At 74.2% G+C, this 23,985-nt stretch carries 28 protein-coding genes; 13 read left to right on the top strand and 15 right to left on the bottom strand.

Annotated elements, in window-relative coordinates:
- Positions 1-41: 41 nt before the first annotated feature.
- Entirely contained in the window at positions 42-827 is a 786-nt protein-coding gene (locus tag IEV86_RS03170; RefSeq protein WP_043602920.1) for an ABC transporter ATP-binding protein, read from the bottom strand.
- A 63-nt stretch (positions 828-890) separates the two neighbouring features.
- Here IEV86_RS03170 and IEV86_RS03175 point away from each other — a divergent pair, with 63 nt between their 5' ends.
- Entirely contained in the window at positions 891-1,673 is a 783-nt protein-coding gene (locus tag IEV86_RS03175; protein ID WP_043602922.1) for an Rv1486c family protein, read from the top strand.
- A gap of 23 nt (positions 1,674-1,696) precedes the next feature.
- On the opposite strand, the gene glgA is transcribed toward IEV86_RS03175, so the two are convergent.
- Positions 1,697-2,905 carry a glycogen synthase gene (glgA, locus tag IEV86_RS03180; RefSeq protein ID WP_043602925.1) on the bottom strand — a complete coding sequence of 403 codons (1,209 nt, stop codon included), beginning with the start codon at positions 2,903-2,905 and terminating at the stop codon, positions 1,697-1,699.
- A 68-nt stretch (positions 2,906-2,973) separates the two neighbouring features.
- Here glgA and IEV86_RS03185 point away from each other — a divergent pair, with 68 nt between their 5' ends.
- Positions 2,974-4,215, top strand: a complete 1,242-nt coding sequence (locus IEV86_RS03185) for a glucose-1-phosphate adenylyltransferase (protein ID WP_043602927.1) — start codon at positions 2,974-2,976, stop codon at positions 4,213-4,215.
- A gap of 130 nt (positions 4,216-4,345) precedes the next feature.
- Positions 4,346-5,008 carry a phosphoserine phosphatase SerB gene (gene serB, locus IEV86_RS03190; RefSeq protein ID WP_306460048.1) on the top strand — a complete coding sequence of 221 codons (663 nt, stop codon included), beginning with the start codon at positions 4,346-4,348 and terminating at the stop codon, positions 5,006-5,008.
- Between the two features lie 40 nt (positions 5,009-5,048).
- Here serB and IEV86_RS03195 read toward each other — a convergent pair whose 3' ends face one another.
- From IEV86_RS03195 to IEV86_RS03205, 3 genes are all read right to left on the bottom strand, one after another.
- A complete protein-coding gene (locus IEV86_RS03195) occupies positions 5,049-5,582 on the bottom strand; it encodes a SixA phosphatase family protein (protein ID WP_152605544.1) in 534 nt (177 codons plus the stop codon).
- Positions 5,579-6,346, bottom strand: a complete 768-nt coding sequence (gene fabI, locus IEV86_RS03200; RefSeq protein ID WP_043602933.1) for an enoyl-ACP reductase FabI — start codon at positions 6,344-6,346, stop codon at positions 5,579-5,581. Before fabI ends, IEV86_RS03195 begins: the two co-directional genes overlap by 4 nt.
- Positions 6,347-6,423: 77 nt before the next feature.
- Positions 6,424-7,149: a beta-ketoacyl-ACP reductase gene (locus IEV86_RS03205; protein ID WP_043602935.1), complete on the bottom strand. Its 726-nt coding sequence runs from the start codon at positions 7,147-7,149 to the stop codon at positions 6,424-6,426.
- Between the two features lie 219 nt (positions 7,150-7,368).
- Here IEV86_RS03205 and IEV86_RS03210 point away from each other — a divergent pair, with 219 nt between their 5' ends.
- Genes IEV86_RS03210 through IEV86_RS03220 form a run of 3 tightly spaced genes read left to right on the top strand, consistent with a single transcriptional unit; the run spans position 7,369 to position 8,932 of the window.
- Positions 7,369-7,785 (top strand): DUF3099 domain-containing protein, encoded by a 417-nt coding sequence (locus IEV86_RS03210; RefSeq protein WP_229734447.1) that lies wholly within the window; start codon positions 7,369-7,371, stop codon positions 7,783-7,785.
- Entirely contained in the window at positions 7,782-8,018 is a 237-nt protein-coding gene (locus IEV86_RS03215; RefSeq protein WP_052425858.1) for a hypothetical protein, read from the top strand. The genes IEV86_RS03210 and IEV86_RS03215 overlap by 4 nt, the downstream gene beginning before the upstream one ends.
- Positions 8,018-8,932, top strand: a complete 915-nt coding sequence (locus tag IEV86_RS03220; RefSeq protein ID WP_043602937.1) for an SURF1 family cytochrome oxidase biogenesis protein — start codon at positions 8,018-8,020, stop codon at positions 8,930-8,932. The genes IEV86_RS03215 and IEV86_RS03220 overlap by 1 nt, the downstream gene beginning before the upstream one ends.
- A 42-nt stretch (positions 8,933-8,974) precedes the next feature.
- On the opposite strand, the gene IEV86_RS03225 is transcribed toward IEV86_RS03220, so the two are convergent.
- Both IEV86_RS03225 and IEV86_RS03230 read right to left on the bottom strand, forming a co-directional pair.
- Positions 8,975-9,226, bottom strand: coding sequence for a helix-turn-helix domain-containing protein (locus IEV86_RS03225; protein ID WP_052425867.1), 252 nt, complete (start codon positions 9,224-9,226; stop codon positions 8,975-8,977).
- Positions 9,227-9,314: 88 nt separating this feature from the next.
- Entirely contained in the window at positions 9,315-10,913 is a 1,599-nt protein-coding gene (locus IEV86_RS03230; RefSeq protein ID WP_043602940.1) for an ABC-F family ATP-binding cassette domain-containing protein, read from the bottom strand.
- Positions 10,914-11,076: 163 nt separating this feature from the next.
- Here IEV86_RS03230 and IEV86_RS03235 point away from each other — a divergent pair, with 163 nt between their 5' ends.
- The 4 genes from IEV86_RS03235 to ypfJ all read left to right on the top strand — a co-directional run bounded on the left by IEV86_RS03235 (position 11,077) and on the right by ypfJ (position 14,021).
- On the top strand, positions 11,077-11,700 hold the full coding sequence (locus tag IEV86_RS03235; protein ID WP_043602942.1) for a biotin transporter BioY: 624 nt from the start codon (positions 11,077-11,079) through the stop codon (positions 11,698-11,700).
- A gap of 7 nt (positions 11,701-11,707) precedes the next feature.
- Positions 11,708-12,433, top strand: coding sequence for an energy-coupling factor ABC transporter ATP-binding protein (locus IEV86_RS03240; RefSeq protein WP_043602945.1), 726 nt, complete (start codon positions 11,708-11,710; stop codon positions 12,431-12,433).
- On the top strand, positions 12,430-13,068 hold the full coding sequence (locus IEV86_RS03245) for a CbiQ family ECF transporter T component (RefSeq protein WP_043602947.1): 639 nt from the start codon (positions 12,430-12,432) through the stop codon (positions 13,066-13,068). Before IEV86_RS03240 ends, IEV86_RS03245 begins: the two co-directional genes overlap by 4 nt.
- Before the next feature lie 80 nt (positions 13,069-13,148).
- Positions 13,149-14,021 (top strand): KPN_02809 family neutral zinc metallopeptidase, encoded by an 873-nt coding sequence (gene ypfJ, locus IEV86_RS03250; RefSeq protein WP_043602948.1) that lies wholly within the window; start codon positions 13,149-13,151, stop codon positions 14,019-14,021.
- Between the two features lie 88 nt (positions 14,022-14,109).
- Here ypfJ and IEV86_RS03255 read toward each other — a convergent pair whose 3' ends face one another.
- From IEV86_RS03255 to IEV86_RS03290, 8 genes are all read right to left on the bottom strand, one after another.
- Entirely contained in the window at positions 14,110-14,436 is a 327-nt protein-coding gene (locus tag IEV86_RS03255) for a metal-sulfur cluster assembly factor (RefSeq protein ID WP_043602950.1), read from the bottom strand.
- Positions 14,433-14,900, bottom strand: coding sequence for a Fe-S cluster assembly sulfur transfer protein SufU (sufU, locus tag IEV86_RS03260; RefSeq protein WP_043602953.1), 468 nt, complete (start codon positions 14,898-14,900; stop codon positions 14,433-14,435). Before sufU ends, IEV86_RS03255 begins: the two co-directional genes overlap by 4 nt.
- Positions 14,897-16,207 carry a SufS family cysteine desulfurase gene (locus IEV86_RS03265; protein WP_043602954.1) on the bottom strand — a complete coding sequence of 437 codons (1,311 nt, stop codon included), beginning with the start codon at positions 16,205-16,207 and terminating at the stop codon, positions 14,897-14,899. The genes sufU and IEV86_RS03265 overlap by 4 nt, the downstream gene beginning before the upstream one ends.
- 91 nt (positions 16,208-16,298) lie before the next feature.
- Positions 16,299-17,057 carry a Fe-S cluster assembly ATPase SufC gene (gene sufC / locus IEV86_RS03270; protein ID WP_043602955.1) on the bottom strand — a complete coding sequence of 253 codons (759 nt, stop codon included), beginning with the start codon at positions 17,055-17,057 and terminating at the stop codon, positions 16,299-16,301.
- A 9-nt stretch (positions 17,058-17,066) separates the two neighbouring features.
- On the bottom strand, positions 17,067-17,405 hold the full coding sequence (locus IEV86_RS03275; RefSeq protein ID WP_043602957.1) for a non-heme iron oxygenase ferredoxin subunit: 339 nt from the start codon (positions 17,403-17,405) through the stop codon (positions 17,067-17,069).
- Positions 17,402-18,649 (bottom strand): Fe-S cluster assembly protein SufD, encoded by a 1,248-nt coding sequence (gene sufD / locus IEV86_RS03280; protein ID WP_043603020.1) that lies wholly within the window; start codon positions 18,647-18,649, stop codon positions 17,402-17,404. Before sufD ends, IEV86_RS03275 begins: the two co-directional genes overlap by 4 nt.
- Positions 18,650-18,723: 74 nt before the next feature.
- Positions 18,724-20,154 carry a Fe-S cluster assembly protein SufB gene (gene sufB / locus IEV86_RS03285; RefSeq protein ID WP_043602958.1) on the bottom strand — a complete coding sequence of 477 codons (1,431 nt, stop codon included), beginning with the start codon at positions 20,152-20,154 and terminating at the stop codon, positions 18,724-18,726.
- A complete protein-coding gene (locus tag IEV86_RS03290; protein ID WP_052425859.1) occupies positions 20,151-20,891 on the bottom strand; it encodes a helix-turn-helix transcriptional regulator in 741 nt (246 codons plus the stop codon). Before IEV86_RS03290 ends, sufB begins: the two co-directional genes overlap by 4 nt.
- 237 nt (positions 20,892-21,128) lie before the next feature.
- Here IEV86_RS03290 and IEV86_RS03295 point away from each other — a divergent pair, with 237 nt between their 5' ends.
- The 3 genes from IEV86_RS03295 (at position 21,129) to IEV86_RS03305 (ending at position 23,965) form a co-directional block, all read left to right on the top strand.
- Positions 21,129-22,112: an ABC transporter ATP-binding protein gene (locus tag IEV86_RS03295; protein WP_043603023.1), complete on the top strand. Its 984-nt coding sequence runs from the start codon at positions 21,129-21,131 to the stop codon at positions 22,110-22,112.
- Positions 22,109-22,906 (top strand): ABC transporter permease, encoded by a 798-nt coding sequence (locus IEV86_RS03300; protein WP_052425860.1) that lies wholly within the window; start codon positions 22,109-22,111, stop codon positions 22,904-22,906. The genes IEV86_RS03295 and IEV86_RS03300 overlap by 4 nt, the downstream gene beginning before the upstream one ends.
- A 72-nt stretch (positions 22,907-22,978) precedes the next feature.
- Positions 22,979-23,965 carry a COX15/CtaA family protein gene (locus IEV86_RS03305; RefSeq protein ID WP_306460049.1) on the top strand — a complete coding sequence of 329 codons (987 nt, stop codon included), beginning with the start codon at positions 22,979-22,981 and terminating at the stop codon, positions 23,963-23,965.
- Positions 23,966-23,985 lie beyond the last annotated feature (20 nt).

Consider the following 23,985-nt stretch of genomic DNA (forward strand, 5'->3'; position numbering starts at 1 on the left):
ATCATCGTACCGGCGCACCGCGCGACGCGGGGCGCCCGAGCTCACCGCCTCGAGCGCGCCGCCCACCGGTCGCCGCGACGCTCGACCTCCAGGTCGAGCCCGAACGTGCGGCTCAGCGGCTCCTCGGCGAGCACGTCGGCGAGCGTCCCCGCGGCCTCGACCCGGCCGTCCCGCAGCAGGAGCCCGTGCGTGAAGCCCGCCGGGACCTCCTCGACGTGGTGCGTGACGAGCACGAGGACGGGCGACCGCCGGTCGAGCGCGAGCTCGGTGAGCGCCGCGACGAGCTCCTCGCGACCGCCGAGGTCGAGCCCCGCGGCGGGCTCGTCGAGGAGCAGCAGCTCGGGGTCGGTCATGAGTGCGCGCGCGATCTGGACGCGCTTGCGCTCGCCCTCGCTCAGCGTGCCGAAGGCCCGGTCGGCGAACCGGCCGACGCCGAACACGTCGAGGAGCGTGCGGGCGCGCTCGTGGTCGAGGGCCTCGTAGCGCTCGCGCCACCGGCCCGTCATCCCGTACGCCGCGGTCAGCACGACGTCGACGACCTTCTCCGACGGCGAGATCCGGTCGGCGAGCGCTGCCGACGCGACGCCGATGCGCGGCCGCAGCTCGAAGACGTCGACCGCGCCCAGGCGCTCGCCCAGCACCTCGGCCGTGCCCGACGTCGGGTGCATCCGCCCGGCGGCGATCTGCAGCAGCGTCGTCTTGCCCGCCCCGTTCGGGCCCAGGACGACCCACCGCTCGGAGTCGGCGACGTCCCACGTCACCCCGTCGAGGATCGTCGTCGTCCCCCGACGGACCGTCACGTCACGCAGACCCAGCACGCCAGCCATGGCCGGAACCCTAGCCTGCGCGGCACCGACCGACCTGCGACCGACCCGACGTAGGTTGGGCGCGTGCACGACGACCTCCTCGCGCTCCCCCGCTCCGTGGTGCTCGCGCTGTGGGCCCGCCACGTCGGCGCCGGGGCCGCACCGCTCCAGCACGCCGTCCGCTGCGTCGAGGGCGACGACGAGCCGCACGCCGTCGTCGGCGGGACGCCCGGTGCGGCCACAGGTGCGGCGGACGACAGCCTCGCCGCGCTGCTCGCGGCGTGGGCGGCGGGGCCGCGCACGGTCGCGGCCGTCCTGCCGGTGCCCGGTGACCCTGCGGGGGCACCCGCGTCGGTCTCGGCGGCCGCGCTCGACGCCGGCGAGTGCGTGCTCGTCGAGACGCCGGACGGCGCCGTGGCGGCCGTGCCCGAGGTCACCGTCTTCGGCAGCGCGCTCGAGCCGGGTCACCTCGTGACGTGGCACGTCCGACCGGTCGAGCCGTGGTCGACCGCGCTCGTCGGTCGCGTGGGCTCGCCCGCCGAGGCGGAGCTCGAGCTGCGCCACGCCCTGGGGTCGGCGACCGAGGCGCTGACCTCGCTCGACGTCGCCCGCTGGCGGCCCGACGCGGCCGCGGCGATCGCGCGCCTGCGGGGTGACGAGGCGCCCCGGTGGGACCTGCCGGCCGACCTCGAGCCGCGGCGCGTCCGGGTCCTCACGCTCGCGGCGCGCCTGCGCGGCATCGTCGCGCTCGCGACGTCCGACGACGGCGGTGCGGTGAACCTGTGGCAGGCCGACCAGCGCTCGACCGCGCTGCGCGAGGTGGACCGCGCCGCCCGGCGGGCCATGTCCGCGGTCACCGTGGGCTGAACGCCCGGCGACGACCCCGGCCGTCAGCCGCCGTCCAGGACCGACCGGTAGACCTCGAGCGTGCGGTCGCCGATCGCGTCCCACGCGAAGTGGTCCTCGACGCGGCGCCGGGCAGCACGACCCATCTCGGCGGCGCGCTCCGGATCCGTCGCGAGCTCGGTGAGCGTCGCGGCCAGGTCGCGCACGAACCGGTCCGGGTCGACCGGCGTCCCCGTGCCGTCCTGGACCTGCTCGATCGGCACGAGCAGGCCCGTCACGCCGTCGTCGACGACCTCCGGGATGCCGCCCGTCGCGGTGCCGACCACGGGCAGGCCGCACGCCATCGCCTCGAGGTTGACGATGCCGAGCGGCTCGTACACCGAGGGGCACACGAAGACCGTCGCGGCCGACAGCACGGCCACGAGCTCGTCGCGCGGCAGCATCTGCTCGATCCAGACGACGCCGCCGCGCTCGGTCTGGAGCTCCGCGACGCGCGTCGACACCTCGGTCGCGATCTCGGGCGTGTCGGGCGCCCCGGCGCACAGCACGAGCTGGACGTCGGGCGGGAGCTCGGCGGCCGCCCGCAGCAGGTAGGGCAGTCCCTTCTGGCGCGTGATCCGACCGACGAAGACGACGGTCGGCCGGTCCGGGTCGATGCCGAGCCGGCGCACGACCTCGTCCGCGCGCGCGACGGCGTCGCCCTCGGGCCGGCGCCACCCCGCGAGGTCGATCCCGTTGTGGACGACGTGCACCTTGTCGGGGTCGATCTCGGGGTAGCAGCGCAGGATGTCGGCCCGCATGCCCGCACTCACCGCGATCACCGCGGCCGCGCCCAGGTACGCCGTCCGCTCGGCCCAGCCGGACAGCGCGTAGCCGCCACCGAGCTGCTCGGCCTTCCACGGGCGCAGCGGCTCGAGGCTGTGCGCGCTGACGACGTGCGGCACGCCGTGCAGCAGGCCGCCCAGGTGCCCCGCGAGGTTCGCGTACCAGGTGTGCGAGTGGACGATGTCCGCCCCCGCGACGTCGCCGGCCATGAGGAGGTCGACGCCGAACGTCCGCAGGGCGGCGTTGTGGTCCGCGAGCTCCGCCGGCGCGTCGTAGCCGTGGACACCGGCCTCGGCGCGCGCACCCTCGAAGCACCGGACGCGCACCTCGACCCTGCTGCGCAGCACCGCGCTCAGCTCCGCGACGTGGACTCCGGCACCGCCGTAGACGTGAGGCGGGTACTCCCTGGTCAGCAGATCGACGCGCACGTGGCCACGCTAGCGCGCCGCGGCGTGGACGGCTGGTCGTGACGGGGGTCACGCTCTAGGGTTCGAGCATGGCAGCCCCTCGAGTTCTGGCGATCGTCCTGGCGGGTGGCGAGGGAAAGCGGCTCATGCCGCTCACGGCGGACCGTGCGAAGCCCGCCGTGCCGTTCGGGGGCCTGTACCGCCTCGTCGACTTCGCCCTGTCCAACCTGGTCAACAGCAGGTACCTGCAGATCGTGGTCCTGACGCAGTACAAGTCCCACAGCCTCGACCGGCACGTGGCACGGACCTGGCGCATGTCCCCGCTGCTGGGCAACTACGTCGCGCCCGTCCCCGCGCAGCAGCGGGTCGGCAAGCACTGGTACCTCGGCAGCGCCGACGCGATCTTCCAGTGCCTGAACATCATCGAGGACGAGCGGCCCGACATCGTCGTCGTCGTCGGCGCGGACAACATCTACCGGATGGACTTCTCCCAGATGGTGGAGGCGCACGTGAGCTCGGGCGCCGAGTTCACCGTCGCGGCGATCCGCCAGCCCATCGGGCTCGCCGACCAGTTCGGGGTCATCCGCACACGGGCCGAGCAGCCCGACCGGATCGACGCGTTCCTCGAGAAGCCGACCGACGTCGAGGGTCTGCCGGACGCGCCCCACGAGATCCTCGCGTCGATGGGCAACTACGTCGCCGACGCCGACGCGCTCGTCGAGGCCGTCACGCGCGACGCCGAGAACCCGCAGTCCAAGCACGACATGGGCGGCGACATCGTGCCGTTCTTCGTCGACCGCGGGACCGCGGGCGTCTACGACTTCATCCGCAACGACGTCGCCGGCTCGACCGACCGGGACCGCGACTACTGGCGCGACGTCGGCACCCTCGACGCGTACTACGACGCCCACCTGGACCTGATCTCGGTCAACCCGGTCTTCAACCTCTACAACAACGAGTGGCCGCTCTTCACTGGCTACACGGGGCTCCCGCCGGCCAAGTTCGTCCACGCGGGCCCGGGCCGCCTGGGACACGCCGCGGACTCGCTCGTCTCCCCTGGCGTGATCGTCTCCGGCGCCACGGTCACGGGGTCGGTGCTGTCGCCGGGCGTCTACCTGCACTCGTGGTCGTCGGTGAGCGACTCCGTGGTCATGGACAACAGCGTCGTCGGGCGGCACGCCCAGGTGCACCGCGCGATCCTCGACAAGAACGTCGTGGTCCGCGAGCGCGCCCGCGTCGGGATCGACCCGGAGCACGACCGCTCTCGCGGCTTCACCGTCACGGAGTCCGGGATCACCGTCGTGCCCAAGGGCACGGTCATCGAGCCCTGAGCCGCCCGGCCCGGCCCGGGCCCAGCGACGCGGGCCGGGCCGAGCGACCCGTCGCTCGGCCCGGCGCCCCGCGCGCCACGGACCTGGACGCTGCCCAGGGCCCATGACGAGGCGGCGCTACCCTGCCCGCGTGACCCCCCGCCGACGCCTCGTCGTGACCGACGTCGACTCGACCCTGATCACCGGTGAGGTGATCGAGATGCTCGCCGACCGCGCGGGGTCGCGCGCCGAGGTGGCCGCGGTCACCGAGCGGGCGATGCGCGGGGAGATCGACTTCCGGCGATCGCTCCACGAGCGCGTCGCCACGCTCGCCGGCCTGCCGGTCTCGGTCCTCGACGACGTCCGGCACGAGGTCGAGCTGACCCCGGGTGCCGAGCGCCTCGTCGCCGAGCTGCATGCCGCGGGCTGGCCGGTGGGGCTGGTCTCGGGCGGGTTCGCGGAGGTCGTCGAGCCCCTGGCCGCCGGCCTCCGGATCCGCTTCGTCCGTGCGAACCGGCTCGAGGTGGTCGACGGCCACCTCACCGGCCGCGTGACGGGCCCCGTCGTGGACGCCGAGGCCAAGGCGGCCGCACTGCGGGAGTTCGCGGCCGCCGAGGGCGTCGCCCTCGAGGACACGGTCGCGATCGGTGACGGCGCGAACGACCTCGCGATGCTGGCGGCGGCCGGGCTCGGCATCGCCTTCAACGCCAAGCCGGTCGTCTGCGCGCAGGCCGACGTGGCGGTGCTCGACGCGCCCCTCGACGCGGTCCTCGAGCTGCTGGACCTGCCCCACCGCGCGCCCGGGCGCGCCTGACCGACCGCCTGACCGACCGCGCAGCCAGCCGAGGGTCGACCTACCGGGGCGTCGGACGCAGGACGTCGACGAGGCGCGCCGCGCCGGGCCCGAGCGCCGCCCAGTCGCCGGCCACGTCGAGCACGGCCAGCCCGGCGGTCGGCAGACCCGCGCGGACGGTCCCGAGGTGGGCTGCCTCGCCCTCGGCGCCCGCGAGGTAGGAGGCCACGGCGGAGACGGCCGGCTCGTGCCCGACGACGAGGAGCGTCCGGATGCGCTCGTCGACCGTGGCCACGACGTCGAGGACCTCACCCGGGCCCGCGTCGTAGAGCCGGTCGGTCACCTCGACCTCGGGTACCGGCTCGCCCGCGAGCGCCCCCCGCACGAGCTCCCACGTCTGTCGCGTCCGGACCGCCGACGAGACGAGCACGCGCTCCGGGAGCCCAGCGCCGGAGCGCAGGTGCGCTGCGACCTCGGCGCACTGGCGACGACCTTCGAGGCTCAGCGGCCGCAGCTCGTCGGCGAGCGCACCCCCGTGCTCGGCCTTGGCGTGCCGGAGCAGCACGAGACGCCGCGGCGGGGGCGTCACGGTCACAGGCCCATCGCGTGGAAGCCGCCGTCGACGTGGACGATCTCCCCGGTCGTGGCGGGGAACCAGTCGGACAGGAGCGCCGTCACGGCGCGCGCCGTCGGCTCGGGGTCCGACGCGTCCCAGCCGAGGGGCGCACGCTCGGGCCAGCCGCCCTCCATGGCCTCGAAGCCGGGGATCGACTTGGCCGCCGTGGTCCGCACGGGCCCGGCGGAGACGAGGTTGACGCGGATGCCGTCCGGGCCGAGGTCCCGCGCGAGGTAGCGCGACGTCGCCTCGAAGGCTGCCTTGGCGACGCCCATCCAGTCGTACACGGGCCACGCGTAGCGCGCGTCGAAGGTCAGCCCGACGAGCGACGAGCCGCGCGTCATGAGCGGCTTCGCGGCGACGGCCAGCGACTTCAGCGAGTAGGCGGAGACGTGGACCGCGGTCGCGACGTCGTCCCACTCCCCGGCGAGGAAGTTCCCGCCCATGACGGACTGCGGCGCGAAGCCGATCGAGTGCACGACGCCGTCGAGGCGGTCGACGTGCTCACCGACGCGCTCGGCGAGGGCGGCGAGGTCGTCGCCGTCGGTCACGTCGAGCTGGACGACGGGAGCCGGCGAGGGCAGGCGCTTGGCGATCGCCTGCGTGAGCCGGAGCTGCCGCCCGAACGACGTGAGGACCACCTCGGCGCCCTCGGTCTGCGCGAGCCGCGCGACGTGGAACGCGATCGACGAGTCCACGAGGACTCCCGTGACGAGGAGCTTCTTGCCCTCCAGCAGGCCCATGTGCGTCTCCGAAGCGTCGTGGCAGGCGCGGCTGCCGTTGTGTGGTGTTCTCGGGTGCGTCGGTGCGGCGCGGGCCCTCAGTGGCCCATGCCGAGGCCGCCGTCGACGGGGATCACGGCCCCGCTGACGTACGCGGCGTCGTCGGAGGCCAGGAAGTGCACGACGCCCGCGACCTCCTCGGGCCGGGCGAACCGGCCGGCGGGGATCGCTGCACGGTAGGCGTCCTGGCGGTCCTGGGGCAACGCCGCCGTCATGGCCGTGTCGATGAACCCGGGCGCGACGACGTTCGCGGTGATGCCGCGCCCGCCCAGCTCACGCGTGATCGAGCGCGCCATGCCGACGAGTCCGGCCTTCGAGGCCGCGTAGTTGACCTGCCCCTGCCCGCCGTACAGGCCGACGACCGACGAGATGAGGACGATCCGCCCGCGGCGGAGCCGGATCATGCCCTTGCTCGCGCGGCGGACGCACCGGAACGCGCCCGTGAGGTTCACATCGAGCACCTGCTCGAAGTCCTCGTCGGTCATGCGCATGAGCAGCTGGTCGCGCGTGATGCCGGCGTTGGCGACCAGGACCTCGACGGGTCCGTGCTGGGCCTCGACCTCGGTGAACGCGGCGTCGACGCTCGCGGTGTCCGTCATGTCGCCCGTCACGCCCAGCACGCCGTCGGGCAGGTCGCCGCTGCGGTAGATCGTGGCGACGCGGTCGCCCGCGGCGACGAACCGCTCGGCGATCGCGCGGCCGATCCCGCGGTTGGCCCCCGTCACGAGGACGCTGCGGGGTCCCGGCGTCGGCGTCTCAGCCACGTGCGCCTCCAGTCGTTCGGCGGGTGCGGGCCGGGTCCGGCCCGGGGGTGACGGTAGCCGACGCCCGCAGGGACGCGCCGCGCCGGCGCCCACCACGGACGCGAGACGGTCGCGGGCACGAGGACGGCCCGGGCACGGCCACGGGCCGGTCACGGCGGGCCCGCGCGGGAGCGGCCGACGCTCAGCAACCCCTCAGGGTCGCGAACGTACGATCAGGAGGTGAGCCTGCCCTCGTCCGCCTCCCGCACGCCTCGGCGCGTCCGTGCGCGCACCGAGGACGACGCGGTCCAGCGGATCACGAGCGCCCCGCCGTCGCGCGTCGACGACATCGCGCAGCGCAACAAGCGCTACCTGTGGCAGATGAGCACGCGCGTCGTCTGCTTCGTCGGGGCTGTGGCCATCGACCACTGGTCGCGGTGGGTGCTCGCCGCCGGCGCCGTGCTGCTGCCCTACCTCGCCGTCGTCCTGGCCAACGCCGGCCGCGAGCGCGGGGTCGGCGGGGCGCGCGAGTCGGACCCGGGCACGTTCCTGGACCCGCACGGCCTGCCCGGCGGGCCCGGCCCGGTAGCCTCACCCGCGACCGCAGGACCAGCCGCAGCACCGACCGCACCGCCGTCCCCGAGGGAGACACCGTGACCGACCGCCCCGAGGCGCCTGCCGACGACGACGTCGTGTGCAGCGCCCGCGGGTGCCGCGCGGACGCGACCTGGGGGCTGCGGTGGAACAACCCGCGCCTGCACACGGCCGAGCGACGCAAGGTCTGGCTCGCGTGCGGTGACCACCGCCAGGGCCTCGAGGACTTCCTGGGTGCGCGCGGCTTCCACCGTGAGACGGTCCCGGTCGGCGAGCTGGACGACTCGGACGGCTGATGACCGACCCGTCGGCCCGTCGCCGTCGGTGGGCGCTGACCGTGCTCGTCGGCGTCCTCGTCGCCGTCGGCTGCGTCGCCGCGGGCGTGTGGCAGTGGCACCGCCACGAGCAGCGCGCCGCGGCCGTCGATCTCGTCGAGAGCAACCACGACGCCGAGCCGGTACCGGTCGACGCGCTGCTCGCCGTCGGTCAGCCGCTCGACCCGCGGCACGCGTGGCGGCCCGTCGAGGTCGTCGGCCACTACGTCGACCCGCAGGTCCTCGTCCGGAACCGACCCGTGTCCGGGAGTCCTGCGCTCCACGTCGTGGCACCGCTCGTCGTCGACGAGGGTCCGCTCACCGGGGCGGTCCTGCTCGTCGACCGGGGCTGGGTGCCGCCCGGGGACGACGGGAGCGGCCCCACCGTGGCCGACGCCCCGCCGGGACGCACGACGCTCGTCGCCCGGTTGCGACCGCTCGAGGCGCCGTCGTCGCGCGACGCACCCGCGGGCCAGGTCCAGGCGATCAGCGTGCCGGACGTCGAGCGCGCGCTCGGCGGCGGGCCGTTGCCGGGTCCGGCGCTGGGGGCCTACGGCACCGCCGTGACGGAGGACGGCGCGCGCCCGGTCGGCGTCGCCCCGCTGCCCCGCCCCGCGACGACGCTCGGGACGAACATGTCGTACGCGTTCCAGTGGTGGGTGTTCGCGGTCGGTGCCCTCGCGGCCCCCGTCCTGCTGATCCGTCGCGAGCAGCGGGACGGGGAGCAGGCCGCGGCCGACAACGTGGTCGAGCCGGGGGCGGCGGTGCCACCGGCGGGCGACGTCGCCCGCCGGGCGCCGACACGGCGACAGCGACGCAGACCGACCGCCGAGGAGGAGGAGGACGCCCTCCTGGACGCCCAGGCCTCCGGCGACGTCCGAGTCGACGGCAGCTGAGCCGGCGGCCGACCGACGGCCCTCAGCGGGCGGGGTGCGACGTCAGGACGCGCGCGCCTCCTTGAGGGCCTTGCGTCGGGCCTCGGCCGCGGCACCGCGGGTGGCACCGCCGCGTGACCGCATGGTCACGCCGGCCTCCGCGAGGACGCCGTGGACGAACCCGTAGGACCTGCCGATGTCGTCGGCGATCGACCGGATGCTCTCGCCCCGGTCGTACCGCTCGACGAGGGACGACGCGAGGTCCTGCCTGCTGTCGCCGGTGATCCGAGATCCCTTCGGGAGCTTCGCACTCATGGACATCCCCTTCTGGCCATGGACCGGTCACACGCCGCCGACCGGGGGCCGACGACGCCGTGCTGGGCCACGTGGGTCCGGCACGAGCTCACGCGAGCGAGACGAGGTCCGCGTAGCTGTCGTTCCATAGATCTTCATCCCCATCGGGCAGGAGCACCACTCGATCGGGCGCGAGGGCGTGGACGGCACCCTCGTCGTGGCTGACCATGACGACCGCGCCCGCGTACCCGCGCAGCGCCGACAGGATCTCCTCGCGGCTCGCGGGGTCCAGGTTGTTCGTCGGCTCGTCCAGGAGCAGGACGTTCGCGGACGACACCACGAGCGTCGCGAGCGCGAGCCGGGTCTTCTCGCCACCGGACAGGACACGCACGGGCTTGTCGGCGTCGTCGCCCGAGAACAGGAACGAGCCCAGCACCGAGCGGACCTGGGTGTCGGACAGGTCGGGCGCCGCGTGCCGCAGGTTCTCGACGACCGTGAGGGTGTCGTCGAGGGTCTCGTGCTCCTGCGCGTAGTAGCCGAGCTTGAGACCGTGGCCCGGGACCACCTCGCCCGTGTCCGCCTCCTCGACGCCCGCGAGCAGGCGCAGGAGCGTGGTCTTGCCGGCGCCGTTGAGGCCCAGGACGACGACGCGGGTCCCCCGGTCGACCGCGAGGTCGACGTCGGTGAACACCTCGAGCGAGCCGTACGACTTGGACAGCCCCGTCGCGGTGAGCGGCGTCCGGCCGCACGGCGCAGGGTCCGGGAACCGCAGCTTCGCGACCTTGTCGTGGATGCGCTCGCCCTCGACCCCTGCGAGCAGCCTCTCGGCTCGCCGCGCCATGTTCTGCGCGGCGACCGCCTTGGTCGCCTTGGCGCGCATCTTGTCCGCCTGGGACTTCAGCGCCGCGGCCTTCTTCTCGGCGTTGGCCCGCTCGCGCTTGCGGCGCCGCTCGTCGGTCTCGCGCTGCTCGAGGTAGGCGTCCCAGCCGAGGTTGTACTGGTCGAGCTCACCGCGGTTGGCGTCCAGGTGGAAGACCTTGTTGACGGTCTGCCGCACCAGGCCGACGTCGTGGCTGATCACGAGGAACCCGCCCGAGTACGAGCTGAGGTAGTCGCGCAGCCAGACGATCGAGTCGGCGTCGAGGTGGTTGGTCGGCTCGTCCAGCAGCAGCGTGTCGGCGCCCGAGAAGAGGATGCGCGCGAGCTCGACGCGGCGGCGTTGGCCACCCGAGAGCGTGTGCAGCGGCTGGCCGAGCACGCGCTCGTCGAGGCCGAGGTTCGACGCGATGCGCCCCGCCTCGCTCTCGGCCGCGTACCCGCCCGCCGCGGTGAACCGCGCCTCGAGCCGCGGGTAGCGCTCCATCGCGGCGTCGCGCGTCGCGTCGTCGGCGCTCGCCATCGCACCCTCGGTCGACCGCATCGCGCGGACGATCTCGTCGAGGCCGCGCGCGGCGAGGATGCGGTCCGTCGCGACGACGTCGAGGTCGCCCGTGCGTGGGTCCTGCGGGAGGTAGCCGACGTCGCCGCTGCGGGTCACGCGCCCCGCGGTCGGCTGCCCCTCGCCCGCGAGGACGCGCGTCAGCGTGGTCTTGCCCGCGCCGTTGCGGCCGACGAGGCCGATCCGGTCGCCCGGGCCGATCCGGAAGGACGCGGACGTGAGCAGCACGCGCACGCCGACGCGCAGCTCCACGTCGTGAGCAGTGATCATCCGAGGTCTCCTCTCACCTGCTGAGGTTTCCTCCCAGCGGCCCCGGACCGTCTTTGTGGCCGGGCACAAACGACGCTCATCCTACGACCGGCTAGGTTGGCCGCCGACCTGATTCCCGCCGTCCGCGACGACGGTGCCACACCGACGACACCCTGGGGAGCCCATGTCGGCCGAGAACCAGACCACGCGACCCGACGCCCTCCCCGTCCCCGCGGCGGGCGCGCACCGGGCGGCGACCGACGTCGCGCTCGTCGCGACGTTCGCGGCGTTCGTGGCGGTGTGCGCGATCCTGCCGTCGATCCCGATGCCGGCCGGTGTGCCCATCACGCTCCAGACCTTCGGGGTCGTGCTCGCCGGTCTCGTGCTGGGCCCGGTGCGCGGCGGCCTCGCGGTCCTCCTCTACCTCGCCGTCGGCTTCGCGGGGCTGCCGGTCTTCGCCGAGGGCAAGTCGGGTCTGTCGGTGCTCGCCGGCCCGTCGGTCGGCTACCTGGTCTCGTTCCCGTTCGCCGCCGCCCTGGCGGGGTGGTTCGGCACGCTCGCCCTGCGGCTCCGGCCCCGCCTGCGCTGGGCGGGCCTCTTCGCCGCGGGTTTCGGCGCGTCCCTGCTCGTCGTGCACCCACTCGGCATCGCCGGTCTGGTCGCGCGCCTGGACATGACCGTCCTCGAGGCGTTCGTGGGCGTGGACCTGCGCTACTGGCCGGGCGACGTCCTCAAGAACGTCGCCGCCGCGGTCGTGGCCCTGGCGGTCCTGCGGTCGTTCCCCGACCTCGGGCGCACACGGCGCTGAGCCGCGGATGATCGAGCTGCGGGACGTCCAGGTCACCGCCTGGACACCCGACCCGGACGGCCGCGAGCGCGTCGTCCGGCTGCTCGGTCCCGTGTCGCTGACCCTGGGCGAGCACCGCGTCGCCGTCGTCGGCGCCAACGGGTCGGGCAAGTCGACGCTCGCGCGCCTGCTCAACGGGCTCGTGCTTCCCTCGGCCGGGACGGTGACCGTCGACGGCCTGGACACCGCGACGCGGGGCGCCGACGTCCGCCGACGCGTGGGGTTCGTGTTCACCGACCCGGACGCCCAGGTCGTCATGCCGACGCCGCTCGAGGACGTCGCGCTCTCGCTGCGTCGGCTCGGGCTCGACGACGCCGAGCGCGAGGCCCGTGCCCGCGACGCGCTGGGTCGGTTCGGGCTCGGCGCGCTCGCCGACGTCCCCGTCGCGGCGCTCTCGGCGGGTCAGCGCCAGCTCCTCGCGATCGCCGCCGTGCTCGCGACCGAGCCGGACGTGCTGGTCGCCGACGAGCCGACGACGCTGCTCGACCTCGGCTGGCGCGCGCACGTCGACCGCCTCCTCGCCTCGCTCCCCCAGCAGGTGGTGCTCGTCACGCACGACCTCGACGCGGCCGTGCGCGCCGAGCGCCTGCTGGTCGTCGACGACGGCCTCGTGGCCTACGACGGCGAGCCGGCGCCCGGCATCGCGCGCTACCGCGATCTCGTCGCGCGACGGCACGAGGAGCTCCTGCCGTGAGGCGCCGCCGCCCGGGACCGGCACGACCCCTCTGGAACCCTCTGGGGCTGCACCGCCCGGGGACCGGGCCGCTGCACCGTGCCCCCGCGGGCGCCAAGCTAGCGGCGCTCCTCGTCCTCGGCCTCGTGCTCGTGCTCCACTCCGGGCTCGTCCTGCCGGTCGTGGCGCTCGGCGTCGTCGTCGCGGCGGCCGCCAGCGCCCGGATGCCGCCGCGGCGCACCGCCCACGGGCTGCTCCCCGTGCTGGTGACCGCAGCGCTCGTCGGCGGCTACCAGTGGTGGGCACGCGGGTGGCAGGTCGGTGCCGAGGTCGCGACCGAGCTCGTGACGCTCGTGCTGGCCGCGTCCGTCGTCACGGCCACGACGCGGGCCGACGCGCTCCTGGACCTCGTCGCGCGCCTCGCACGGCCCCTGCGTCACGTCGGCCTGCGACCCGAGGTCGTCGCGCTCTCGCTCGGCCTCATGCTGCGGGCCGTCCCGGTCCTGCTCGCCTCGTCCGCCGAGGCGAGGGACGCCGCGCGGGCACGAGGACTCGAGCGCAGCCCGCGCGCGGTCCTCGTCCCTGCCGCGGTGCGCATGGTCGGGCACGGCTACCGGACCGGCGAGGCCCTCGCGGCGCGCGGCATCGTCGACTGAGCGTCGACGTGCCGCTCCGTCGCCCGATCGGGTGGCCGCCTCGCCGCGCACCTCGATCGACACGGATCTAGCGTGTCGCCATGACGTTCAGCCAGGGCGGTCGGTTCGAAGGTGGTCGCGTCGGTACCCGCAAGGGCGGCGCGATCGCGGGCGGCGGCGCCGGCATCGCGATCGTCGCCTTCCTCATCTACCAGTTCACCGGCGTCGACGTGAGCGGTCAGCTCCAGGGACTGGGAGGGACGGGCGCCGGCCAGGAGGAGAGCGCCGTCGCCGAGTGCACGGCCGAGCAGGCGAACACCGACCGGGAGTGCCGCCTGTCGGCGGCGGTCGAGTCGCTCGACGAGTACTGGGCCGAGGTGCTCCCTGCCTCCGGGACGGAGTTCGTCCGGCCCGAGGTCTGGGCGTTCGAGGCCGCGACCTCCACCGGGTGCGGCAACGCGACGGCGGCGACGGGCCCCTTCTACTGCCCGCCCGACAGCTCGATCTACCTCGACCTCGGCTTCTACGACACTCTCGAGAGCCAGTTCGGCGCCCAGGGCGGTCCGCTGGCGGAGCTGTACGTCACGGCGCACGAGTACGGGCACCACATCCAGGCGATCACCGGGGTCATGGACCGCGCGGACCGGCAGGCGACCGGTGCGACGTCGGACTCGGTGCGCGTCGAGCTGCAGGCCGACTGCTACGCGGGCGTGTGGGCCGGTCAGGCGTCCCAGCAGGTCGACGACGACACCGGTGTGACGTTCCTCGAGGAGATCACGCCCGACCAGCTCGCCGAGGCCCTCTCGGCCGCCGAGGCCGTCGGCGACGACCACATCCAGCAGCAGTCCGGCGGGGAGGTCAACCCGCACACGTGGACGCACGGCTCGAGCGAGCAGCGCCAGCGGTGGTTCATGACCGGCTACGAGGCGGTCGACCCGGCCGTGTGCGACACCTTCTCCGCGACCGACCTCTGACGGGCACGGGGCGGGCGCGGGGCGGGCGCGGGGCGGACGACGACGAGGGGCGGGGACCGTCGCGGTCCCCGCCCCTCGTCGTGTCTGCTCAGATGTTGAAGCCGAGCGCCCTGAGCTGCTCACGCCCGTCGGGCGTGATCTTGTCCGGACCCCACGGCGGCATCCACACCCAGTTGATGCGGAACCCGTCGACGACGCCGTCGAGCGCCTGGGCCGACTGGTCCTCGATGACGTCCGTCAGCGGGCAGGCCGCCGACGTGAGCGTCATGTCGATGACGGCGTGGTTGTTCGGGTCGACGACGACGCCGTACACGAGACCGAGGTCGACGACGTTGATGCCGAGCTCGGGGTCGATGACGTCGCGCATCGCCTCCTCGACGTCCGCCGCCGTCGTCGGCGAGATCTCCGTGGTCATGCCTGTCCCTCCTGCGTCGTGGCCGCGCCGGACTGCGCCAGCGCGTCGCGCAGCGCGGCCCAGCCGAGCAGCGCGCACTTGATCCGTGCGGGGTACTTCGCGACCCCGGTGAACGCGGTCGCGTCCCCGAGCGTGTCCTCGAGCTGCTCGTCCAGCCCCTCGCCGCGCGCCTGCATGAGCGCCCGGAAGGTCTCGCCCAGCTGCTCCGCCTCCGTGACCGGGACGCCCTCGACGAGCTCGGCCATGACCGAGATCGACGCCTGCGAGATCGAGCAGCCCTGACCCTCCCAGCTCACGCGGTCGATGCCCGCGTCGCCGAGGTGGACGCGCAGTCGGACCTCGTCGCCGCAGGTCGGGTTGACCTGGAACGACTCGGCCGCGTGGCCCTCGACCAGCCCGCGCCCGTGCGGGCTCTTGGCGTGGTCGAGGATCAGCTGCTGGTACATCTGCTCCATCGAGCTCATGCGCTCACCTCCAGTCCGAAGAACGGCCGCACGCGCCGCAGCGCCTCGGCGAACGTCGCGACCTCCTCGGCCGTCGTGTACACCGCCGCCGACGCCCGCGCCGAGGCCGCCACCCCGAGCGTGCGGTGCAGCGGCTGCGCGCAGTGGTGACCCACGCGCACCGCGACGCCCGCGTCGTCGAGCACCTGGCCGACGTCGTGCGCGTGCACGCCGTCGACCACGAACGAGACGAGCGCGAGGCGGTCCGCCTCGTCGGTCGGCCCGAGCACGCGCACGCCGGGCACGGACGCGACGGCGTCGAGCAGGAGGCGCGTCATCTCCGCCTCGTGCGCGGCGACGGCGTCCATGCCGAGCTCGCGGAGGTAGCGGGCCGCCGCGCCCATGCCGACCGCCTGGGCGACCATCTGCGACCCCGCCTCGAACCGCTGGGGCGGCGGCGCGTACGTCGTCGTCTCCATCGTGACGACCTCGACCATGGACCCGCCGGTGACGACGGGCGGCATGGCCTCGAGGAGCTCGCGCCGCCCGTACAGCGCGCCGACGCCGGTCGGGCCGAGCATCTTGTGGCCGGAGAAGGCCGCGAAGTCGACATCGAGCGCGTGGAGGTCGACCGGCATGTGCGGGACGCTCTGGCACGCGTCGAGCACGGTGAGCGCCCCGACCTCGCGCGCCCGGCTCACGAATGCGCCGACGTCGGTCACCGCCCCCGTCACGTTGGACGCGTGCGTGAACGCGACCACGCGCGTGCGGTCCGTCACGACGGTCGCGAGCTCGTCGGTCCGCAGACGTCCGGCGTCGTCGAGACCGACCCACCGGAGCACGGCACCGGTCCGCGCGCACAGCTCCTGCCACGGGACGAGGTTCGCGTGGTGCTCGGCCTCGGTGACGACGACCTCGTCACCCGGTGCGAGCGCGAACCGCCGCGACTGCGCCCCACCACGTCCGAGGGACGCGTTCGAGAGCGCGTACGCGACCACGTTGATCGCGGCCGTCGCGTTGGGCTGCCACACGATCTCGTCGTCGGCCGCGCCGACGAGCGTCGCGACCTCGTGGCGTGCCTGCTCGTACGCCTCGGTGGCCTCCTCGGCGAGCTGGTGCGCGCCGCGATGCACCGCAGCGTTGCGCTGGAGGTAGAAGTCCTGCTCGGCGTCGAGGACGACGTCGGGCTTCTGGGACGTCGCCGCCGAGTCGAGGTAGACCAGCGGGCGCCCGTCGCGCACCGTCCGCGCGAGCAGCGGGAAGTCCGCGCGCACGGCCGCGAGCTCGCCCGCGCTGAGGCGGGGCGTCGGGTCGGTCGTGGCTGTCATGGTCCCTCCACGGTCGGGGTCGGTCGCGGGGACGGTGGTCCACCCGCGGTGCGGTGGGGCGGGGCCGGATGGACCGGCCCCGCCCGCGGGGTCAGGCGGAGGCGCCGACGTAGCGGTCGTAGCCCTCGGCCTCGAGGCGCTCGGCGAGCTCGGGGCCGCCCTCCTCGGCGATCCGGCCGTCGACGAAGACGTGCACGAAGTCGGGCTTGATGTAGCGGAGGATGCGCGTGTAGTGCGTGATCAGCAGCACGCCGACCTCGCCGGTCGACCGCACGCGGTTCACGCCCTCGGACACGACGCGCAGCGCGTCGACGTCCAGGCCCGAGTCGGTCTCGTCGAGGATCGCGATACGCGGCTTGAGCAGCTCCATCTGGAGGATCTCGTGGCGCTTCTTCTCGCCGCCCGAGAAGCCCTCGTTGACGTTGCGCTCGGCGAACGACGGGTCCATGCGCAGCTGCTCCATGGCGCCTCGCACGTCCTTGACCCAGTGGCGCAGCGCGGGCGCCTGGCCGTCGATCGCGGTCTTCGCGGTACGCAGGAAGTTCGAGACGCTCACGCCGGGCACCTCGACGGGGTACTGCATCGCGAGGAACATGCCGGCCCGCGCGCGCTCGTCGACGGACATCTCGAGGACGTCCTCGCCGTCGAGCAGCACCGAGCCGCTGGTGATCGTGTACTTGGGGTGGCCCGCGAGCGAGTATGCGAGCGTCGACTTGCCCGAGCCGTTGGGGCCCATGATGGCGTGCGTCTCGCCGCTGCGGACCGTGAGGTCGACGCCACGCAGGATCTGCTTGGCACCCTCCTTGGTCTCGACGCTGACGTGCAGGTCACGGATCTCGAGAGTGGTCATCAGGTCTCCTCAGGCGTTCACGGTGGTGTCGACGTCGACGAGCACGCGGTCGCCGTCGACGGTCAGGGGGTACACGGGCACGGGCCGGGTCGCGGGCAGCGCGAGCGGCTTGCCGCTGCGCAGGTCGAACGTCGAGCCGTGGAGCCAGCACTCGATGGTGCAGTCCTCGACCTCGCCGTCCGACAGCGACACCTGGCCGTGCGAGCAGATGTCGGAGATCGCGTGCCAGTCGCCGCTGCTGTCGCGGACGACCGCGACCTCGACGGGGCCGGACTCGCCCTCGAGCTCGACCCTCAGGGCCGAGCCGGGCGCGACGTCGTCGACCATGCAGGCGAGCTGCGCGGTCATGCGGTCACCTCGGCGGCACCGCCCAGCACGCTCATGCTGCGCTCGAGCTCGCGCTCGATCGCCGCGAGCAGGCGCTCCTCGACCTCGGGCACGCCGATCTGCTGGACGAGCTCGGCGAAGAAGCCGCGGACCACGAGGCGCCGCGCGTCCCCCTCGGGGATGCCGCGTGCGCGCAGGTAGAAGAGCTGCTCGTCGTCGAACCGGCCGGTCGCGGACGCGTGACCCGCGCCCTCGATCTCGCCCGTCTCGATCTCGAGGTTGGGCACCGAGTCGGCCCGCGCGCCGTCCGAGAGGACCAGGTTGCGGTTGAGCTCGTAGGTGTCCGTGCCCTCGGCGTTGGCGCGGATGAGCACGTCGCCCACCCAGACGGTGTGCGCGCCCGCACCCTGGAGCGCGCCCTTGTACGTCACGCGCGACTTGCAGCGCGGCACCGCGTGGTCGACGAAGAGCCGGTGCTCCTGGTGCTGGCCGTCGTCCGCGAAGTACAGGCCGAGCATCTCCAGGTCCCCGCCCTCGGCGGTGAACTGCGCGTCGGGCGTGATCCGCACGACGTCGCCGCCGAGCGTGACGACGATGTGCTTGACGACCGCGTCGCGGCCGATGCGCAGGCGGTGCGCCGACGCGTGCACCGAGCCGGCGTCCCAGTCCTGGATCGAGACGACCGTGAGGTGCGCGCCGTCCTCTGCGACGATCTCGACGGTCTCGGCGAGCGTCGCCGGGCCGACGTGGTCGATGACGACGAGGGCCTGGCTCAGCGGCTGCGCGTGGACGAGCAGGTGCGTCGCGGCGGGCGTGTGCCCGCCGTTCGCGGCGTCGTGGCCGGGGCCCTCGACGCGGATGCTCGTGACCGACGACGCGACCGCCTGGGCCGGGACCGTCACGACCGTCGCCTCGCCGAACGAGCTCCAGGCGGTGACGGCCGTCCGGTCGCCCGGCTCACCCGCACGGCCGAGCCGCTCGTCGTCACGACCGACGATCTCGACGGTCACCTCGGGCGGGTTGACCACCGTGACCTGCGGACCGGCACCCGGAAGGCCCTCGCCCGCGGCGTCGAACAGCGGCGCGAGCCGGTCGACGGGCGAGAACCGCCACTCCTCCTCGCGACCCGAGGGCACCTCGAAGTCGGCGAGCGAGAAGGACGTCGGGCGTGCTGCGCGCGACGCCTCGGGGATGCCGCCGACGCCGTGCACGTGCGCCCCGTCGGCGACGGCGCGGCTGTGGTCGGTGGACAGGTCCGTGGTCATGGATGGCTGCTCCGTGGTGGTGGTGGTGGGCGCGAGGACGGCGTCGTCGACGCCGGAGGGGGTGGGGGCGGTCATCAGCCGACCGAGCCCTCCATCTGCAGCTCGATGAGGCGGTTCAGCTCGAGCGCGTACTCCATCGGCAGCTCTCGCGCGATCGGCTCGACGAAGCCGCGCACGATCATCGCCATCGCCTCGGTCTCCTCCATGCCGCGCGACATGAGGTAGAAGAGCTGGTCCTCGCTGACGCGCGACACCGTCGCCTCGTGACCCATCGACACGTCGTCCTCGCGGACGTCGACGTACGGGTACGTGTCCGAGCGGCTGATCTGGTCGACCAGGAGGGCGTCGCACAGGACGTTCGAGGCCGAGTGCTCGGCACCCTCGAGGACCTGCACGAGTCCGCGGTACGAGGTGCGACCGCCACCGCGCGCGACGGACTTGGAGATGATCGACGACGACGTGTTCGGCGCCGCGTGGACCATCTTCGCGCCGGCGTCCTGGTGCTGACCGGTGCCCGCGAACGCGATGGACAGCGTCTCGCCCTTGGCGTGCTCGCCCATGAGGTAGATCGCCGGGTACTTCATCGTGACCTTCGAGCCGATGTTGCCGTCGACCCACTCCATGGTCGCGCCCTCGGCGGCCGTCGCCCGCTTGGTGACGAGGTTGTACACGTTGTTCGACCAGTTCTGGATCGTCGTGTACCGGACGCGCGCGTTCTTCTTGACGATGATCTCGACGACGGCCGAGTGCAGCGAGTCGCTCGAGTAGATCGGCGCCGTGCAGCCCTCGACGTAGTGCACGTACGAGCCCTCGTCGGCGATGATCAGCGTCCGCTCGAACTGGCCCATGTTCTCGGTGTTGATCCGGAAGTAGGCCTGCAGCGGGATCTCGACGTGCACACCCGGCGGGACGTACACGAACGAGCCGCCGGACCACACGGCCGTGTTGAGCGCAGCGAACTTGTTGTCGCCGGACGGGATGACCGAGCCGAAGTACTGCTCGAAGATCTCCGGGTGCTCGCGCAGGCCGGTGTCCGTGTCCAGGAAGATGACGCCCTGCTCCTCGAGGTCCTCGCGGATCTGGTGGTAGACGACCTCGGACTCGTACTGCGCCGCGACGCCCGCGACGAGGCGCTGCTTCTCGGCCTCGGGGATGCCCAGGCGGTCGTACGTGTTCTTGATCTCCTCGGGCAGCTCGTCCCAGCTGGTCGCCTGCTTCTCGGTCGACCGGACGAAGTACTTGATGTTGTCGAAGTCGATGCCCGACAGGTCCGAGCCCCAGCTGGGCATGGGCTTCTTCTCGAACAGCCGCAGCGCCTTGAGGCGCGTCTTGAGCATCCACTCCGGCTCGTTCTTCAGCGCGGAGATGTTCCGCACGACGTCCTCGTCCAGACCGCGGCGGGCCGTGGCGCCGGCGACGTCGGAGTCGTGCCAGCCGTAGCCGTAGCTGCCGATCGAGTCGATGATCTCCTGGTCGGTGGTCATCGGTTCGGTGGGTGCGCTCATCGTGTTCCCTCCACGGTCCCCGCGGGACGGTCGGATGCTGCTCGTACGAGTGGTGTCGTCGGGATGTGGGTCGTGCAGACGTGGCCGCCGGACGCGAGCGTCGACAGCCGCTGGACGTGCACGCCCAGCAGCTCGGAGAAGGCGCGCGTCTCGGCCTCGCACAGCTGCGGGAAGCGCGACGCGACGTCCTGGACGGGGCAGTGCCCCTGGCACAGCTGGACGGCGGCACCGCGCAGCGCGGGCCGCGCGGACGCGGCGTACCCGTCCTGCGAGAGCGCCTCCGCGAGGGCACCGACGCGCTCGGCGACGTCGTGGCCGGCGGCGTCGACCGCGGCGGCGTGACGGTCCGTGAGCTCGGCGGCGCGACGCGCGGCGAAGGCGGACACGGCCTCCGGACCGACCGTCGCGGCGAGGTACTCCAGCGCCTGGGCCGCGAGGTCCGAGTACGCGCTGCTGAGCGAGGCCTGACCGCGGTCGGTCGCGACGAAGCGCCGCGCGGGGCGCCCACGGCCCGCGGTCGGCAGCACGGAGCGGTGCGCGGCGATCTTGCCGTCGACCTCGAGGGCCGCGACGTGCCGACGGACGCCGGCAGCGGTGAGCCCGAGGGCGGCCGCGAGCTCCACCACGGAGACGGGCCCGTCCTCGACCACGAGGCGCAGGACGCGCTCGCGCGTGGAGTCCACGTCCTCGCGGACGGCCTGGGCGGGCGGGACGACGCTCGACGCAGCAGCGCTCACGGGTCCACCTCCGTCCACGTCCGTGGGGCCGGTCGGCCCCGGGCGGGCCGGGAGCGGCCGCGCCGAGAGCGACGGGTCGGGCCCGCCGTCGATATAGGCAACATGGTTGTTGTCGAATTGCTTCCCCGCAACGAAGGCGAGCCTCACCCGGGCGCGTGTCCTGCCTCACACGGCGACGGCGGCGCGGTGCGGGCCGCGCCCCGCCGCCCGGTCCCGCCCGACCTAGACTGCGTGCTCGTGCCCACCTCCCCCGACGCCGTGCGCGTCGACGGACTCGTCAAGCGCTACGGGCGCGTCGAGGCCGTGCGCGGGCTCGACCTCGTCGCCCGCCCGGGCGCGGTGACGGCCGTCCTGGGGCCGAACGGTGCCGGGAAGACCACGACCGTCGAGTGCTGCGAGGGGCTCCGGTCCCCCGACGGCGGGACCGTCCGCGTCCTGGGCCTCGACCCCGTGGCGGACGCCCGGGCGCTGCGTCCCCGGGTCGGCGTCATGCTGCAGGACGGCGGCCTGCCGTCCACCGTGCCCGCGGGCGAGGTGCTGCGGCACGTCGCGTCGATGTACGCCCGGCCACGCCCCCTCGACGAGCTCGGCGACCGGCTCGGGCTCGGATCGTTCGCCCGGACGCAGGTCCGGCGCCTGTCGGGCGGGCAGCGTCAGCGCCTCGCCCTCGCGGCAGCGGTGGTCGGCCGCCCCGAGGTCGCGTTCCTCGACGAGCCGAGTGCGGGCCTGGACCCGCAGTCGCGGATCGCGGTCTGGGACCTGGTGCGCGAGCTGCGCGACGACGGCACCGCGATCGTCCTCACGACGCACCAGATGGCCGAGGCGGAGCAGCTCGCCGACCACGTGGTCGTGGTCGACGGGGGGCGCGCCGTCGCGGCCGGGACCCCTGGCGGGCTGGTCGGGGGCGCGGGGCAGACCACCGCCGGGACGCTCCGCCTCACCGTCGTCCCGGTCCGGGCACCGGCGGACACCCGTCCTGCGGCCGCCACGTGGGCCGGCGCGCTGGGGGCGTCGCTCGAGCGGGCCGGCGTCGTCGCGCGGGTGGACGCGGACCCCCGTCGCGCGGACGCGCTCGAGGTGCACGCGCAGGTCGATCCCGGGCTCGTGCGGCTCGTGACCGCGTGGGCCGACGACACCGGGCTCCTGGTGACGAGCCTCGCCGCGGGACCGCGCACCCTCGAGGACGTGTTCCTCGAGCTCACCGGACGGAGCCTGCGATGACCGGTCCGACCACGGGACCGACGGCCGCGGCGTGGCCGCCCGCGAGCGGCCACGCCGGCGCCGCCCCCTGGTACCGGCGCGTGACCGCGCAGGCGGGGCTGGAGATGCGGACGGTGCTCCGCAACGGCGAGCAGCTCGTCATCACGCTCGTGCTCCCCGTGCTCCTCCTCGTCGTCCTGACCCGCACCACGGCGGTCGACCTCGGCACCGGCGACCGCATCGCCCTCGTCGCCCCCGGGGTGCTCGCGCTGGCCGTGATGTCGGCGGCGTTCACGTCGCAGGCGATCGCGACGGGCTTCGACCGCCGGAACGGCGTGCTCAGGCTGCTCGCGACGACCCCGCTCGGGCGGACGGGGCTGCTCGCGGGCAAGGCTCTCGGCATCGCCGCGGTCCAGGCCGTGCAGATGGCCGTCCTCGTCGTCGTCGCGGTCGTGCTCGGCTGGCGACCGGTCGCGTCGGGCGTCCCCGCGGCCGTCGTCCTCGTGGTGCTCGGCACCACGGCCTTCACGGCCCTCGCCCTCCTCGTCGCCGGGACGATGCGCGCCGAGGCCGTGCTCGCCGTCGCGAACCTCGTGTGGGTGCTCCTGCTGGCGGGCGGTGCCGTGCTGCTGCCCGCCGACCTGCTCCCGGCGCCGCTCGGCGCGGTCGCGCAACTGCTGCCCTCGGGTGCGCTCGGCGGAGGCCTGCGCGCGGCGCTGACGGGCGGCGAGCTACCCGCAGGACCCGTCGTCGTGCTCACGGCGTGGACGGTCGGCGCGGGCGCGCTCACCGCCCGTCTGTTCCGCTGGAGCTGACGAGGCCGTCCCGGGCGGGTGGAGCCGACGAGGTCGTCCCGGACGGGCCCGCTGCGCGGTTACCGTTGTCGCGTGAGCAGCACCGTGCCCGTCGCCTCCTCCCCCGGCACACCCCCCGCCGCGTCGGTCGACCTGTCGACGTCGGTGCCGCGGACGGGTTCGCCGTGGCCGCACCGGCTCCTGTGGGCGAACCTCGTGGCACAGGTCGGCATCGTCGTGACGGGTGGCGCCGTCCGGCTGACCGGGTCCGGGCTCGGCTGCTCGACGTGGCCCCAGTGCGAGCCGGGGCAGTTCGCACCCGTCCTCCACGAGGCGACCTCGCTGCACCCCTACATCGAGTTCGGCAACCGGACCCTCACGGGCGTGCTGGGCGTCCTCGCGCTCCTCACCGCGGTCGTCGTCTGGCGGCGCCCCGGTCGGTCGCGCGGCTTCCGCGTACTCGGGCTGGTGCCCCTGGTGGGGGTCGCCGTGCAGGCCGTGGTGGGGGGTCTCACGGTGCTCGTCGACCTCCACCCGGCCTGGGTCGGGTCGCACTTCGCGATCTCGATGCTCCTCGTCGCGGCGTCCATGGCGCTCGTCGTGCGACACCGTGAGGGTGACGGCGTGCCGGAGCCTCTCGTCGACGCGCGCACGACCCTGCTCAGCCGCGCCCTCGTCCCGCTCGGCGCGGCCGTCGTGCTCCTCGGTGTCGTCACGACGGGCGCGGGCCCGCACTCGGGCGACGCCGAGGTCGGCTACCGGTTCGCGCTCGACCCCGCGCTCGTCGCCCGCGGGCACGCCGCGAGCGTCTGGCTCTTCGTGGCCGGCGTCGTCGCGCTCGTCGTGCTGACGCGACCGGCGGCCACGCACGAGCGACCGCGCCGGGCCGCCCGGGTACTCCTCGCCGTGACCCTCGCGCAGGGAGCCGTGGGCTACGTGCAGTACTTCACCGGTCTGCCGGAGCTCCTCGTGGGCGTCCACATGCTCGGTGCCGCCGTCCTCGTGGCGGCGCAGACCGCACAGGTGCTGTCCCTGCGTCGCCGCGGCCCGCTCGCGGTCGCCCAGGTCGTCACGACCTGATCCCGGCCACCCGGATCGGC

The sequence above is a fragment of the Cellulomonas carbonis genome (assembly GCF_014636275.1).
GTDB classification, from domain to species: Bacteria; Actinomycetota; Actinomycetes; order Actinomycetales; family Cellulomonadaceae; genus Actinotalea; species Actinotalea carbonis.